Below are 14,508 nucleotides of genomic sequence, written 5' to 3'. Positions count from 1 at the left end.
CCCGGTCTGCCTATCCCTTTTTTTCATGGACCATTAACCATACAAGTACGACTTCACATCGGGCCCGATATAGGCTCTCCAGATGATCAGATTGTAGGGATCGTCCCAGTCGATATTTTGCGGCTCCTCGAACATGCGGTGCAGGCGGTTATTGTTGAAGATGATGGAGCCGAACTGATCAAAAGCCACCCCGTCTACCCACAGCATTCTGTCGTCGGAGAGCAGCTTGTTGAAGGAGCGGGTGTAGGGTGAATAATAACCGATGCCCTTGCCTTCCAGCATGGTGTAGAATACATTGCCTTTATTGTCCGCATGCATTCCGTCGGTCGTCGTTCCTTTGCTGCCCAGGGTCTGAACGGAATTCCGGATGATCGAATCGGGAATATTGAAATTCCGCAGCAGTCCTGTATCGATAGCGTACAGATTGCGTCCTGTAACCGCGCAGTAGAACAGCGTGCTTCTGTCAGCAGATAAAGCGATGCCGTCCGCACCGATTCGGACCGGCTTGTTCCGGTAGACCGGCTCGGTGTCGATCTCAAACCGGAAACGGGGCACGTCCTGCGTGCTGTAATGACTGTCCAGCACCCGCCGGAACTTCCTGGTTCTCATATGATAGACGATGATCCCGCCATACACCGGGTGGTCCGGAAAGCCGGAGCCTGAATCGGTAATATAGGCATAACCGTTCCGGTTATCCACTACGATATCGTTCAGGAACGAAGTACGGGGCGGAGCGATATCATCCGGAATGACAATGGAATCGAGCAGGCGGTTAGCGCTCAGATCCCAGATGACGAGTTTTTGCGAGCCTTCGGGCGAAGTATCGTATGCGATTTTTCCCTGATCCAGAATCCACATCCGGTTATGTTCATCGATTTCATACCCAAGGACAGACTGCAGCATCCGCACATCCCCCGGCGTATTCCACTCCCAGCTTGGAAAAGCATCCAGCACCGGCTTGCCGTTCACCATCACAATGGTGTTCAAGGTAGCGGGGATCCCTTCCGCCCAGCGCGGAACCGATACGTAGAAGCGTCCCTGCCGGTCTACTTTGACGCCTGCGGGCATGCAGTGTTTCCAATACTGATGCTCCTCGAATCGCTGCTTCATCGCAGGATCCGGGAAATTCCAGTCCAGGCGGTTCCAGTGGAAGAGCATCTGGTATGGACTTGAATAACGGTGAGCTTGCTTGGGATGAGGATTTGCAGACGGCTGCCACGGCTTCCCCATCTGATGCGGTATATACATGTTTAAGACCTCCGATACAATGTTCGGTTTATCCGATACGAAACAGCGCACATCACCCTTGCGCTGATTCCTCTGAGTTAGTTATATGCCCAGAGGGACGGATTGGCACCGAATAAATCGATTGGAGGCCTTATAGATTACATATTATACTTGCTGAACCTTAATGAGATTTGTGTTGCCGGATTGACCGATCGGCACACCGGCCGACAATACAATAATGTCGCCTTTTTCGATGTAGCCCGTCTTGATTGCATTGCGGGTAGCGGATTCGAACATTTCGTCCGTAGTCGTAACCTTGTCGCCTTTGACCGGAATGACGCCGGACAGCAAGCAGATTTTAGCCAACACTTCTTCGTGCTGCGTAACGGCAATAATCGGTGCCTGCGGCCGATATTTCGATATCATTCGCGCGGTAAATCCGCTCTCTGTTGCCGTAATGATGGCTTTGGCATTCAGGACGAGGGAAGAGCTGACAGCCCCTTGACTGATGACTTCGGTAATATCCGCCACTTGTTGTCTGGATTTGAATGCAAACTGCTCCTTGTAGTCGATCATCGTCTCGGCACGGCGGGCAACTGCCGCCATCGTGCGCACAGACTCAACCGGATACTTGCCTGCGGCAGATTCTCCGGACAGCATGACAACGTCGGCACCTTGAATCACCGCGTTAGCCACGTCACTCACCTCGGAGCGGGTTGGTCGTGGATTAACCTGCATCGATTCCAGCATGTGGGTTGCCACGATAACCGGCTTACCGGCGAGGTTGCATTTATCAATCATTTCTTTTTGCATCATAGGTACCTCTTCGATTGGCACTTCCACGCCGAGGTCTCCGCGGGCGACCATGATTCCGTCTGAAGCTTCGATGATGTCATCCAGGTTCTCCATGCCTTCACCGTTCTCGATTTTGGAGATGATTAACACATGCTCTGCACCGCGTTCCTTCAGGATACTGCGGATTTCACGGATGTTATCGCCACTGCGCACGAATGAAGCGGCGATGATCTCGACGCCATTCTCCAGACCAAAGCCGATATGCATGATATCACGTTCCGTCACACCGGGCAGCGTCGTCTTGATTCCTGGCAGGTTGACGCCTTTGCGCGGTTTGAGAGTACCGCCGCTAATGATTTTGCAATGAATATCCTTGCCGTCAACATGAAGTACGTTCAGGTCCACAAGCCCGTCATCAATCAGTATACGGTCACCGGGTTTAACCACTAGATGCAGTTCGGCATAATTGACCGAGATGCGTTGTGCGTCCCCCAGAATTTCCTCTGTTGTCAGGATCAGCTCCTGACCTGCCTGCAGAAGGCAGGAAGCCTCCTTGAGCTTGCCGATGCGCACCTCGGGGCCTTTAATGTCCATCATGATGGGCACATACGTATTTAATTCGGCAGCTGTCCGGCGAATATTCCGGATACGGGTAGCATGATCCTCCAGCTCTCCATGTGCCATATTTAAGCGGGCAACGGTCATTCCCTCCTGGATCATGTCCCTCAAGATGTCAACGGAATCGCACGCAGGTCCCATTGTACAGATCATTTTTGTTTTTTGCATGGTTGCTCCTCCTTTAATTGTATCCTCCAGCATTTTTTTGCAGCATTCGATTGAATTAAATCATCCTTAATGATCACATTGTAGCCTGTCTTGTCGAATCATGATATGAACTATAGTACAATGATTGGAATATAGTATGGAGATGAGGTGAATCATGGGTACCCCGGTGGAAGTACGGCAAGTTAGCGGTGTCGATTGGTATGAAGAAGCTGATCCAGAGCAGGGAACGTGGCGCTTAAGCCTTGTGACATATGGAAAATGTGTATATTGGGTGAATGGAGATAAGCTGATTATGGAGAAGGGAGAGTTGCTGCTTATTCCAGCCGGTGTTCCGTATTATGGGAAGAGCATCCCCACCGTAACGCATACTCAAATCATGGTTCAATGGACCGAAGCGCTGTCGACGGGATTGTCGGTGCTTGAACGAGCAGAAGCACTGAAACATAAACCCGGCTGCTATGAGTTGATTCACGAGCGTTTGAAGGTAATTCATCAGCAGTGGCACGAGCGCCCCTCTTATTATGTCATCCTAATAGAAGCATTATTGACAGAAGTGCTGATTTATATCAGCCGGGAGCTCGACAGAGGCGCAATTACGCCGGAGAAACACCTGCATGTGGAGCGGATGAAGTCGTATATCGAGCGGCATTACCGCGAGAAAATAACAAAAGAGGAGCTCGGTGATGCCATTGCCAAAACACCCAATTACGCTGCCGTGCTGTTCAAGAGTGTCACAGGGCAGACGATCAGCCAATACGTGCACGCTCAGCGGATGAAGCGTGCGGCCTATTTGTTAACGGAATCGCAGCTGACGGTCCAGGAGATTGCCGAATTTCTCGGCTACCAGGATCTCTCCTATTTCTACAGGATTTACAGACGAGTGACGGGCAGCGCCCCGTCGGATTTGCTGCAGGAGCGTCCTCGGACGGTATAGAAAAGTGAAAAAAAAGAGAGGGCTAAGCCCTCCCAGCACGTGTTATTTATTGAAACGTATCATTTTCGAATAGCTGCTTCACATACGCTTGCAATTTATTCTTGTCTACGCCAAGCACCTGTGCTCGTCCAACCTTCTCGTTGGACAACAGCGAGAACGGGGGAAGCTGCTGCTGGTCGATTTTGTCCAGATTCACGTCAAAGCCGAGAGCCATCAGCTTCAGCATTTCTTTGGGGCTTAAATCAGTCTCGATGTAGGGCGCAATCGAATCCAGGATGCCCGGAAGTTTGATAAGAGAGTTCGTGGTCTGCATTTTTTTGGCAACTTCCGTCATCAGGATGCGCTGTCGTTCCGTCCGAGCAAAATCAGATTTGGCATCATGCCGGAATCGCACGTATTGCAGGGCCATTTTACCGTCCAGATGCTGCAGTCCCTGCTTCAAATCAATGTCGTACATGTGCTTGTCGGCTTTGCTGGTATAGTACATGTCTTTCTCTACTTCGATATCGACTCCGCCTAATGAATCGACAAGCGCTATGAACCCGACAAAATCCGTATATACATATTTATGTATGGGCAAGTCTAACAAATCGCCGATGGTTTGTCTGGTCAGCTCGATCCCTCCATAAGCAAATGCCGAATTCAGCCGTCCTTTGCCATGCCCGGGAATTTCTACATAAGAATCGCGCAATAACGAGAATAGATGGGCTCTCTTCGTAACCGGATCGATGGAGGCAACCAGCATGGTGTCCGATCTGCCAGCGTCATCACCGCGGGAATCCCCGCCGATGAGGAGGATATTGATGCGCTCTTTTCCTTCCCATTTAGGAATTTCAACAACTTCGTTGTGAGCCGTATCGGTTTCTTCGGCTGGCTTCACAGCCGTGGAAATATGGTTTGAGAATTGGATGATTGAGTAGGTGTAGTAGGAGACGATCCCCAAGACTCCAATGGATAACAGGAGCATGGTGTATTTCAACCATTTTCTTTTCATAGTTCGTTTAACATCCTTTCTGTTATACGTTTGCATATTTGACCATTCTAGCAAACTACTGAGGAAAAATCATTTTTTCTAATAGAGACCGGGCAGGCGTAAGGAATTACGGCAATTTGGAGCCATCGTGATTTGATTATTTATATTGACAAAACATTTTGAAGCGATTACATTGTAAATGTAAACACGTGTTCATGATTCAGTAATAGGATCCGATTGACATGTCACGGAGAAATCTGCATAGAACCTTGTCTACAACCTTCTATGGACGACACAGTACATATTATATACACGCCCGTTTATGAACACGTGTTAATGAGGTGGGACCCGATTGAAAAAGTCTGAAATCAACAGCACGGAGATCGCCAGAATGGCCGGCGTTTCTCGCAGCACGGTAAGCAGAGTCATCAATAACTACCCGAATGTTCCCCAGGCTACGCGGGAGAAGGTCATGCAGGTGATCGAGCAGTATAATTACGCACCCAATTTCTCTGCGCGGATTATGTCGGGGAAGAGAACGTCGACGATCGGTTTGTTCATGGTTTCCCGCGAGGAAGTGTTTAACGATTCGCTCACCAACGCACTCATTACCCGCGTAATTGAGAGCGCATCCAAGAGAGGATATTACGTGCTGACCTACATTATCCGCAATACGAAAGACGATGACATCATGCGGAATGTGAAGAATACGTTCTACCAGCAGCGGATCGACGGAGGCATCTTTATCGGTGCAGCGAATCACGAGCCGTTCATTGAGGAACTGATTGCGGACGGCTTTGTGGTCGGTGTGGTCGATCAGCATTTGGAAGGGCGCTCTGAGCCTAACCGGGTGATCAGCAATTTCAACAACCTGGAGGGGATGCGGCAGGGTGTCGATTATCTCTACAGTCTGGGACACCGCCAGATTGCGCATATTGCCGGAGACCCCTTGCGCTGGTCGGGACCGGAGAAGCTGGAGGGCTTCAGGCAGGCAATGGAGGCCCATGGCTTGCAGGTCCGGTCCGACTGGATCATTCCATCCAACTTTTCGGAGCGAAGCGGGTATCAATCCGTGCAGCATTGGCTCAAAGTGACAAAGGATTTACCGACAGCGATCTTTGCTTGCAACGACAGCGTTGCCTTCGGAGCGCTGCGTGCATTGAACGAGGCAGACATCAACGTGCCCGGCGATATTTCATTAATGGGCTTTGACGATCATTTGTTAAGTGCGAGGATTCATCCTGCGCTGACGTCCATTCATGTGGATTTTTCCGATATGATGGATGCTTTGACCGGCAAATTGATTGAAACGATTGAAGTCAGTTCGACGGATTCGAAGCGTTATGTGGGAACAACCGAGCTGGTGATCCGGGATTCCTGCCAGCCGTTGCGGTGATGCATACGACAGCGTATTAGATTGGTTAACCATCAAGTTCAGTTTGATCCAGGAGGTTGGCTTACTCAGGTAAGCTGCTTCTTGATTCAAAATAAACACGTGTTCACAAAAAAGGAGGGCAGCCATTCGCGTAATTTGCATCCAAATCAATAGAGAAATAAGGAGACGAGAAACTTATCCTAAACGAAAAGAGGGATTGGCCAATGAAGAACAGGGGATGGGTCTTGCTGTTGACTGTCTTATGCTTCAGTCTCGTTTTTACTGCTTGTACAGGTGCCTCAGAAGAGCAGAATGCAGGCGGAAACTCATCGAATGGAGGGAAATTAACGTATTGGTATCCATGGGGCGGCGATTCGGAGAAATGGGATCAATGGCGAATGGACGAATTTACGAAGGAGTATCCGGATATTGAGTTTAATGCTACTTATGTTCCGCCGGATGGCGGCATATCGAATGGCAAGCTGCTTGCAGCGATTTCCGGGGGCAACCCGCCGGATGTTGTCATTACGAATGAATATGCAAGCGCATACGCACTGGCTGCCCAAGGGGCATTGATGCCGATCGACGACCTGCTTGCAGCTACGGATTTTAAAGAGGATGAAATTCTGGATGCTTACCGGGATCTAATGAAGGTGGAGGGCACAACGTACCTGTTCCCCGAGGATTCCAACGTCAACTTGCTGTACTACAATGTGGACCTGTTCAAGGAAGCCGGTCTCGATCCCGATCAGCCACCACAAACCATTGAGGAGCTGGATGCTGCGGCTGAGCAATTAACGAAGCTGAATGGCGATAAAATCGATCGACTGGGCTTCATCCCTTGGCTGGACGCCGGGGACGAGTCGTACATGTGGGGTTATATCTTTGGCGCAGATTATTATGACACCGCTTCCAAACAAGTGAAGCTCGATGATCCGCACCTGATAGAGATGTACAACTGGATGAACACGTACGCACAGAAATACAATCCCGAGAAAATCAAATCGTTCTCTTCCGGTTTTGGCGGGGCGTTCTCCCCGGATCATCCATTCTTCTCGGGCAAGGTTGCGATGACCATCAACGGCAATTGGTTCAGCAACGCATTGAAGCAGTATGCTCCGAATGTGAATTATAAGGTAGCTGCGATTCCGGCACCGGATGGAGGGCGGAAGAACTCGTCCAACTTCGGCACGAATATCTTCATGATTCCCAAAGGCGCGAAGAATCCCGAAGCCGCCATGAAATTCATTCTGTTCGGGGTGAAACCGGAAATTATGGCCGACAACATCAACCAGTGGCGTTCGCTGTCCATATACAAGGAGCAAAACGACGCAATCAAGTGGGATAAAGAGGGCGATGAGATCTATAAAATCGTGCGTGAAGTCGCAAGCTCCCCGGATTCCGGCCATCCGGCGCTGACGGCGGTTGCCAAGGAGATGTCCAACGAGCTTATGCTGCTGCGCGACAGCGTGATCTATAACAACCATGATCCGCAGCCATTGCTTCAGGCTGCCCAGAAGAAGCTCCAGGAGGAAGTAGACAAGAAGAAGTAAGGGCGGCTTGATCAAGCTGTTATCAGTTGTAGGCACTAGTCAGCCGGACCTTCCGGTTAGAAGAAGTGTGAGGTGGTTTCTATCCGCACCAAATTCAAGGGACAGTCTATTGAAACCTATGTCATCTATATCATTCTGATTTTGGCCGCACTTGCTTATATCATCCCGTTTCTGTGGCTGATATCCGGATCGCTCAAGAGCAATACGGAGCTCTTCGCGGACCCGCCGGTTTGGATTCCGTCCGAGCCGGTATGGTCCAACTATGTAACCGCATTTCAGCAGTTTCCGTTCTGGCTGTACTTCAAGAATACGCTCTACATCTGCGCAATGGCGATCCTTGGCGGAGTATTAGCTAATACGCTGGTTGCTTACGGCTTCTCCCGCATTGAATGGAAGGGCCGCGATGCCTTGTTTATCGTAGTGCTCATGACGATGATGCTGCCGTTTCAGGTGACGATGATACCGCTGTTTGTCCTGTTCCAGAAGTTCGGCTGGATCGGAACGTTCAAGCCGCTGGTGGTTCCGGCCTACCTTGGCAATGCGTACTTTATCTTTTTGCTGCGGCAGTTTTTCATGGGCATCCCCAAAGAGCTGTCCCAATCGGCCAAGGTGGACGGTGCATCGGAGTTTCGTATTTACTGGCAGTTAACTCTGCCGCTATCCCTACCCGTCATTATAACGGTGGCGATCTTCGCCTTCACAGGAGCCTGGGGAGACTTTATCGGTCCGCTCGTCTTCCTGAGCGATAACAAGCTGTATACGCTGTCGCTTGGCATCCAGCAGATTATGTCCGTCAACGATCCGCGCTGGACGCTGCTGATGGCTGTCGGCGTGAGTATGACCCTGCCGGTGCTCGTCATCTTTTTCCTGCTTCAAAAATATTTCATCCAGGGGATTACCTTCTCGGGAATTAAAGGATAGAGGGGAGATGGGGGCATCATGTCTTCCAAGACAGACCGTAAAAATCTGAGGAATGGGCTGCTGTTCATTTCACCCTGGATCATCGGGTTCCTGCTATTTACGGCATATCCATTGTTCAGTTCATTGTATTACTCGTTGACTGATTACAACATCATCAATGAGCCGGTGTGGGTGGGTCTGGACAATTACGTCAAGCTGTTTACGGGGGATTCCTTATTCTACAAGGTGCTGTACAACACGCTGTTCATGATTGTGGTTGGCATCTCGGTGACAACGGTCGGGTCGGTATTCATCGCGATTCTGCTGAATAACCGGCGCATTCGGGGCTTGGCTTTCTTCCGGGTGGTGTTCTTCCTGCCAACGCTGGTTCCGCTTGTTGTGCTGTCGATTCTCTGGATTTGGGTGCTGCAGCCGGACAACGGCGTGCTTAATACGATTCTCGGGTTCATCGGGATCGAGGGACCCGGTTGGTTTTCCAGTCCTTTTTGGGCAAAACCGGCTTTTGTGCTGATGGCACTCTGGGGCTCGGGACAGATGATCATTATTTATCTGGCAGGGCTCCAGGGCATTTCGGATTCCCTCTACGAAGCGGCTTCAATCGATGGGGCCAGCTCATGGAGACAGGTGCTTCATATTACAATTCCGATGCTGAAACCGGCGATTGTATTCAATGTCATTACGGGCATGATCGGGACGCTGCAGTCTTTTGCGGAATCCTTCATCATTACAAACGGCGGTCCGGACGGCTCCACGATGTTCTATTCCCTGTACCTGTATCAAAATGCCTTCCAGTATGCCAAGATGGGCTACGCTTCGGCCATGGCCTGGATCCTGCTCGTCATTGCGCTGCTGATCACTTTAGTTTTATTCAAGCTGTCCAACGGGTTTAAAGCGGAGGAGTAATCTGCTCCGCGTTAATATACCAAGCCATCAAACTTGATCTTAGAAGGAGATATGGAAAATATGGAGCAAAGTATGCTGGGAACCAAAGTCATTACACAGATCGGAATTATCGTGAAGGATATCGAGAAGGTGGGAGCGAGTTATGCTAAATTTTTCGGCATCCAGCCTCCGGCATGGTTCTGGACCGATACTCGGGAAGTCGCACAGACCGAATACAACGGCGGTCCTTCGGAAGCCCGTTCGAAGCTGGCTTTCATTGACTGCGGCCAGCTGCAGGTGGAACTGATTGAGCCGGATGAGCAGCCATCGACCTGGCGCGAATTTCTGGATACGCATGGCGAAGGGGTCCACCACATTGCATTTGTCATTGAGGGGATGAAGGAGAAGCTTGAGATTCTGAATGGCAGCGGCATGCCTCTAATCCAGAAGGGGGAATATACGGGCGGCCGTTACGCCTACGTGGATACGTTTAGTGAGCTGAAGGTACTGATCGAGCTGCTGGAGAACGACAAATAAGAATTATCTTCATGATAAAGGAGAGAGCCGAATGAATCATATGGAGAACAATCACTTGCTCAAAATGGGAATCGTCGTCCATGATATAGAAGCGGCGGCCCGGCACTATTGTGAATTATTCGGCATGGAGATGCCGCCTATATCGATACCCGATCCGCATGCCGCACCGGAACCGACGGAGGATTCGTATACGTGGCAGCGGGGGGAGCTTCGCCCGACCCGGACGAAGATGTGTGTCCTGAAGATGGGACCGATGGTGCTGGAATTGCTGGAGCCCTATGATGAGCCGAGTCCGTGGAATGAATACAAGCAATCCCGCGGGCAGGGCGTGCATTTTGTAATGTTCACCGTGAACGGTTTTAATCAGCATATTGATTTCCTGGAAGGGAAAGGGTATCCGCTGAACCATAAAGGCGAGTATGGGGCAGGCCGTTACGGCTATTTTGACTCCGAAGATAAACTTGGCGTTACGCTTGGATTGCAGGAGCTCGGTCCGAAGCAGGATTAGAGAGGTATGCACAACGGGAACGAGAAGAATGATCCCATTCGCAGAGAAGGAATAGAATGAAGTCAACCATCAAAGGGGTGAACCATATTGAACATCGTGATCACCGGAGCCAATAAGGGGCTGGGCCTCGAACTGACGAGGGAGGCGCTTGGCCGCGGGCATCAGATTGTGGCGGGCGTACGGAACACAGAGAGCAGTCATCCAGAGCTTCGAGCACTGCGATCCGACTACCCGGCGCAATTACAGATCATGAATCTCGATGTGGATCAGGAAGCCGTCATTGCGTCCGCGGCAGAAGAGATCCATGAGATGTGGGATCAAGTGGATGCGGTCATTAACAATGCCGGCATTCTGAATGGCCGGGATCAAGTCATCGAGAACTTAAACTTTGACGATGTCGAGAAGAGCATGCAGACCAATCTCTATGGGCCCATGAAAATGGTAAAACATCTGCTGCCACAGCTCCGCAGGAGTTCGGCACCCGCCATTATCAACGTATCGTCCGAGGCTGGCTGCTTCACGGGCGCCTATGGCGGCGATTATCCGTATGCGATATCGAAGAGCGGACTGATCTTCTTCACGGCCCAGCTCCGCAAGGCGCTTGCTGCCGATAATTTCATGGTGTACGCCGTGCATCCCGGTTGGATTCGTACCCCGATGGGCGGAGATCAGGCACCGTGTGATCCCGTGGATACCGCCAAGGGCCTGCTGGATCTGGTGGAACGCCGCATGGTGCCGGAGCAGGACGGCTGGATGATCAATCATAAGGGCGAGACGATGCCTTTTTAGATCAGGGCCTGCGTTTCGATCCGGATGAGTGCTGCACCAAGGAAAGGAGGAGTTTATAATGGCACAACCCAAACACATACTGGCCATCGTTGGCGATTTTTATCATGACAGACAACTCGCCACGGATTCCCTGAACCGAATCGTGAAGCCCTTTGTGGAACAAGGCTTGGTTCAGCTTCGCTATGGGGCCGTGACCGACTTAGCCGATAGGCTGAAGGAACAGCCGGATGCGGTGGTGCTCTTTGCCGAGGATCGGATTGATCCTCAAGGGAGCCCTGACAAGCGCTGGATGACCAGCGAGGCGGAGCATCAGATTCAGGCTTATGTTGCCGCCGGTGGCGTATGGATAGCCTGGCACTCGGGGCTCGCGTCTTATGCGGAGGATGGAGAGTACGTTAACATGCTGCGCGGCAGCTTTGACTATCATCCGGATGTGCACCGCGAGGTGATCTATACGCCTGTAGCCGGGACAGCTCTGGGAGGAGGGGGCGATCGCTTCGGCTTTCTGGATGAGCATTACTTTGTGCATTGCCGGGAAGAAGAGACGGAAGTGTTCCTTCGTTCGGAGTCTGTGGACGGGGAGTCCGTCGCGGGCTGGGCTCATTCTTACGGAAGCGGGAAAGTGGTCTGCATCACGCCTGCCCACCGGGAGGAAGGACTGATGAACGAGGCGTTTGCAAGCGTAATGAGACAAGGGGTTGCTTGGGGATTGGAACTGGAACAGCCATAATGGAATTGCATGACCTGAAATCAGGAGAACATGAGACGTCTTATATGCGATATAGTATACGGTAAGAACTAGATGAGGCGGGTGCAGAAGCACTCGTCTTATTTTTAGGTTTTTTCGGTTTGACTCTCCTCTAAGAGGAGGCCTTAGACTGAAGGTCGAAGGAGGGAACACCTATGTTATATACGGTAAAAGAAGTGTCGATTCTGTCCAAGGTGACCATCAAGACACTGCATCATTATCATAAACTCGGCTTGCTCTTGCCTGCCGAAATAAGTGATGCCGGTTACCGGTTGTACGGGACGAAGGAGCTGGAACGGCTGCAGCAAATCCGGTTTTACCGGGAGTTGGATTTCTCTTTGGAGCAAGTTAAAGAGCTGCTGACGGAGACGCCGGAGCGGCTCTCCATCTTGTCAGAGCAGGAGCAGCTGCTCCAGGAGAGGCAGGATCGGCTGGAGAGCATCCTTCAGACCTTACGGCGTTCCATTCATTACACGAAGGAGGGTCTGGCGATGGAACCTCAAGATCTGTTTAATGGCTTCGGCAGTGCAGAAGAATGGGAGGATGCGTTAGCGGAGCAGAATCAGCATCTGAAAGAGCAGTATGACGTGGATTTGTTGGAGGGGGAGCCTGTCGATGTTTCCAGTATGAACGAGCAGGCGAGGGAAGCAGCCGCTTTTATGTCCGCCATAGCGAATGCTCTCATAACCGGGATCAAGCACGATGATGAGCGTGTTCAGCTTTCGATTCGAAATCATCTGCAGTTTATGAACGAGCAGGGTCACACCTTCTCGGCTGCCGATTTTGCGGGGCAGACGAAGTTCTTCCTGCGCGATGAATTTCATCTTCGAATGCTGGAGGAGCAGCAGACGGGATTGGCTTATTATCTGCATGCTGCTGCGGAGGCGTACGCGGAAGTGTGATGAGGCCGGGTGAAACGGTCAGTCGAATGCCAAACAAGACACCTTCTCTATAGTGAAAGGTGTCTTGTTTTATATGGCTTATATGAGAGGGTCAGGTCCACCGCGCCGCCCACAGCTTCATTTCCTTGCAGATGACGTGCAGATCCATGCCCTTGGGGGTCAAGGTGTACTCGACCGTAACCGGAACGGTAGGGAATACCTCGCGTTCAAGCACGCCCTGCTCTTCCAGATGACGAAGCGTTGTGGTCAGTGCCCGCGGACTGACGTTCGGGATCTTTCGCTGGAGCTCGCCAAACCGTTTCGTGCCGCCGAAGAGCTCGCGGATGACAAGAAATGCCCATTTTCCGCCTAAGACCAGTAGCGTTTTTTCGATATTGCATTCGATATGTTCGGGTGTTTTGGGTATGTAGCTGCTCGATTTATTCCCCATCATGAAAGGCTCCCTCCGATATTCTACTAACTATACTCAAGTATATCAGCTATCCTCTCTATAATATAGTGAAGAACATTTCACTTCTTCCCTAAGAATAGGAACTAATTTAGAATAACAGATGTACCACCATCGTTATCTTATTGAAGGAGGAATTGCAATGAAATATAGAAAATTGGGCCGTACAGGTCTCAAGGTCAGTGAGATCAGCTTGGGAAGCTGGCTTACATACGGCGGTTATGTTGAGCGCGAGAATGCGGTGAACGCCATCAAGACGGCTTATGACCTGGGTATTAACTTTTTTGATACAGCGAACGTCTATGAAAAGGGTGCGGCTGAAGTGTTGGTTGGCGAAACGCTGAAAGCGTATCCGCGTGAATCGTATGTGCTGGCGACCAAGGCTTTCTGGCCGATGGGTGATGGTCCGAACGATCGCGGCTTGTCCCGCAAGCACATTATGGAGCAGGCGCATGCCAGCTTGAAGCGTCTGGGCCATGATTATGTTGATATTTTCTACTGCCACCGTCATGATCCGGAAACACCGCTTGATGAAACTCTTCGCGCGCTTGATGATCTCGTTCGCCAAGGAAAAGTGCTGTATGTTGGCGTCAGTGAATGGCAGGCTTCGCAAATCGCGGAAGCATTGACCGTAGCGGATCGTTATTTGCTGGACCGTATCGTGGTAAACCAACCGATCTACAACATGTTTGAACGTTATATCGAGAAGGAAATCATTCCGCTCAGCGAGCGCTCGGGCATCGGTCAGGTGGTATTCTCCCCGCTGGCCCAAGGACTGCTCACAGGGAAATACACCTCCGCTTCGGATATTCCAGCCGACAGCCGCGCTGCGAAGCTGGATTGGATGCGCAAAGGCATTACCGAGGAAAAAATCGCGAAGGTTCATGAGCTTGAGAAGATTGCGGCAGAGCTTGAGGTGTCCGTAGGCAATCTGGCGCTTGCCTGGATTCTGCGTCAACCAAACGTTGCCAGTGCGCTTGTCGGCGCAAGCCGTCCGGAACAGGTAACCGAGAATGCGAAGGCATCCGGCATTGAACTCAGCGAAGAGGTTCAAACTCGCATTGAAGAGATCCTGAAATAGAAAAACAGCAGGCCAGCTTGAAATGGAAAGCCGCTCAACCATTCGTTGA

General features: G+C 51.0%; 15 protein-coding genes. 11 read left to right on the top strand and 4 right to left on the bottom strand.

Annotated elements, in window-relative coordinates; all coding sequences use genetic code 11:
• Window positions 1–33: 33 nt before the first annotated feature.
• Together B9D94_RS23525 and pyk are read right to left on the bottom strand one after the other, a co-directional pair.
• The gene (locus B9D94_RS23525) at window positions 34–1,248 is read right to left on the bottom strand and encodes an L-dopachrome tautomerase-related protein (RefSeq protein ID WP_148248095.1); all 1,215 of its coding nucleotides are present in this window, start codon (window positions 1,246–1,248) and stop codon (window positions 34–36) included.
• Window positions 1,249–1,392: 144 nt separating this feature from the next.
• On the bottom strand, window positions 1,393–2,808 hold the full coding sequence (pyk, locus tag B9D94_RS23520) for a pyruvate kinase (RefSeq protein ID WP_006208439.1): 1,416 nt from the start codon (window positions 2,806–2,808) through the stop codon (window positions 1,393–1,395).
• A 154-nt stretch (window positions 2,809–2,962) separates the two neighbouring features.
• Between pyk and B9D94_RS23515 the strand changes: the two genes are divergently transcribed.
• Window positions 2,963–3,742, top strand: coding sequence for a helix-turn-helix transcriptional regulator (locus B9D94_RS23515; RefSeq protein WP_148248094.1), 780 nt, complete (start codon window positions 2,963–2,965; stop codon window positions 3,740–3,742).
• 46 nt (window positions 3,743–3,788) lie between these two features.
• Here the strand turns inward: B9D94_RS23515 and B9D94_RS23510 are convergent, their stop codons facing one another.
• Window positions 3,789–4,736, bottom strand: coding sequence for an LCP family protein (locus tag B9D94_RS23510; RefSeq protein WP_063478709.1), 948 nt, complete (start codon window positions 4,734–4,736; stop codon window positions 3,789–3,791).
• Between the two features lie 331 nt (window positions 4,737–5,067).
• Here B9D94_RS23510 and B9D94_RS23505 point away from each other — a divergent pair, with 331 nt between their 5' ends.
• The 9 genes from B9D94_RS23505 (at window position 5,068) to B9D94_RS23465 (ending at window position 12,930) form a co-directional block, all read left to right on the top strand.
• Window positions 5,068–6,111 (top strand): LacI family DNA-binding transcriptional regulator, encoded by a 1,044-nt coding sequence (locus B9D94_RS23505; protein ID WP_006208442.1) that lies wholly within the window; start codon window positions 5,068–5,070, stop codon window positions 6,109–6,111.
• A 203-nt stretch (window positions 6,112–6,314) separates the two neighbouring features.
• Window positions 6,315–7,643 carry an ABC transporter substrate-binding protein gene (locus tag B9D94_RS23500; protein ID WP_148248093.1) on the top strand — a complete coding sequence of 443 codons (1,329 nt, stop codon included), beginning with the start codon at window positions 6,315–6,317 and terminating at the stop codon, window positions 7,641–7,643.
• Window positions 7,644–7,715: 72 nt separating this feature from the next.
• Window positions 7,716–8,564: a carbohydrate ABC transporter permease gene (locus tag B9D94_RS23495; protein WP_148248092.1), complete on the top strand. Its 849-nt coding sequence runs from the start codon at window positions 7,716–7,718 to the stop codon at window positions 8,562–8,564.
• 18 nt (window positions 8,565–8,582) lie between these two features.
• Window positions 8,583–9,467 carry a carbohydrate ABC transporter permease gene (locus B9D94_RS23490; protein WP_036642847.1) on the top strand — a complete coding sequence of 295 codons (885 nt, stop codon included), beginning with the start codon at window positions 8,583–8,585 and terminating at the stop codon, window positions 9,465–9,467.
• A gap of 60 nt (window positions 9,468–9,527) precedes the next feature.
• The gene (locus tag B9D94_RS23485) at window positions 9,528–9,983 is read left to right on the top strand and encodes a VOC family protein (protein WP_076152229.1); all 456 of its coding nucleotides are present in this window, start codon (window positions 9,528–9,530) and stop codon (window positions 9,981–9,983) included.
• A 31-nt stretch (window positions 9,984–10,014) separates the two neighbouring features.
• The gene (locus B9D94_RS23480) at window positions 10,015–10,491 is read left to right on the top strand and encodes a VOC family protein (RefSeq protein WP_036642846.1); all 477 of its coding nucleotides are present in this window, start codon (window positions 10,015–10,017) and stop codon (window positions 10,489–10,491) included.
• 96 nt (window positions 10,492–10,587) lie between these two features.
• Window positions 10,588–11,280, top strand: a complete 693-nt coding sequence (locus B9D94_RS23475) for an SDR family NAD(P)-dependent oxidoreductase (protein ID WP_367613829.1) — start codon at window positions 10,588–10,590, stop codon at window positions 11,278–11,280.
• Window positions 11,281–11,338: 58 nt separating this feature from the next.
• Complete coding sequence (locus B9D94_RS23470) at window positions 11,339–12,010, top strand: ThuA domain-containing protein (protein WP_148248090.1); 672 nt, start codon at window positions 11,339–11,341, stop codon at window positions 12,008–12,010.
• A 173-nt stretch (window positions 12,011–12,183) separates the two neighbouring features.
• Complete coding sequence (locus B9D94_RS23465) at window positions 12,184–12,930, top strand: MerR family transcriptional regulator (RefSeq protein ID WP_063478713.1); 747 nt, start codon at window positions 12,184–12,186, stop codon at window positions 12,928–12,930.
• Between the two features lie 91 nt (window positions 12,931–13,021).
• On the opposite strand, the gene B9D94_RS23460 is transcribed toward B9D94_RS23465, so the two are convergent.
• On the bottom strand, window positions 13,022–13,360 hold the full coding sequence (locus B9D94_RS23460; protein WP_036642884.1) for a winged helix-turn-helix transcriptional regulator: 339 nt from the start codon (window positions 13,358–13,360) through the stop codon (window positions 13,022–13,024).
• A gap of 160 nt (window positions 13,361–13,520) precedes the next feature.
• Here B9D94_RS23460 and B9D94_RS23455 point away from each other — a divergent pair, with 160 nt between their 5' ends.
• Window positions 13,521–14,459 (top strand): aldo/keto reductase family protein, encoded by a 939-nt coding sequence (locus tag B9D94_RS23455; protein ID WP_006208452.1) that lies wholly within the window; start codon window positions 13,521–13,523, stop codon window positions 14,457–14,459.
• Window positions 14,460–14,508: the final 49 nt, after the last annotated feature.

Origin of the sequence: Paenibacillus sp. Cedars (assembly GCF_003184205.1) — a bacterium.
GTDB classification, from domain to species: Bacteria; Bacillota; Bacilli; order Paenibacillales; family Paenibacillaceae; genus Paenibacillus_AQ; species Paenibacillus_AQ glucanolyticus.
This window is presented reverse-complemented; position numbering and strand designations above follow the sequence as displayed.

Bases quoted from the DNA above. Each gene is read 5' to 3' on its own strand.
- B9D94_RS23485 (WP_076152229.1), top strand. From the start codon at position 9,528: ATGGAGCAAAGTATGCTGGGAACCAAAGTCATTACACAGATCGGAATT.
- B9D94_RS23470 (WP_148248090.1), top strand. From the start codon at position 11,339: ATGGCACAACCCAAACACATACTGGCCATCGTTGGCGATTTTTATCAT.
- B9D94_RS23525 (WP_148248095.1), bottom strand. From the start codon at position 1,248: ATGTATATACCGCATCAGATGGGGAAGCCGTGGCAGCCGTCTGCAAAT.
- pyk (WP_006208439.1), bottom strand. From the start codon at position 2,808: ATGCAAAAAACAAAAATGATCTGTACAATGGGACCTGCGTGCGATTCC.
- B9D94_RS23455 (WP_006208452.1), top strand. From the start codon at position 13,521: ATGAAATATAGAAAATTGGGCCGTACAGGTCTCAAGGTCAGTGAGATC.
- B9D94_RS23460 (WP_036642884.1), bottom strand. From the start codon at position 13,360: ATGGGGAATAAATCGAGCAGCTACATACCCAAAACACCCGAACATATC.
- B9D94_RS23515 (WP_148248094.1), top strand. From the start codon at position 2,963: ATGGGTACCCCGGTGGAAGTACGGCAAGTTAGCGGTGTCGATTGGTAT.
- B9D94_RS23480 (WP_036642846.1), top strand. From the start codon at position 10,015: ATGAATCATATGGAGAACAATCACTTGCTCAAAATGGGAATCGTCGTC.
- B9D94_RS23510 (WP_063478709.1), bottom strand. From the start codon at position 4,736: ATGAAAAGAAAATGGTTGAAATACACCATGCTCCTGTTATCCATTGGA.
- B9D94_RS23490 (WP_036642847.1), top strand. From the start codon at position 8,583: ATGTCTTCCAAGACAGACCGTAAAAATCTGAGGAATGGGCTGCTGTTC.
- B9D94_RS23500 (WP_148248093.1), top strand. From the start codon at position 6,315: ATGAAGAACAGGGGATGGGTCTTGCTGTTGACTGTCTTATGCTTCAGT.
- B9D94_RS23465 (WP_063478713.1), top strand. From the start codon at position 12,184: ATGTTATATACGGTAAAAGAAGTGTCGATTCTGTCCAAGGTGACCATC.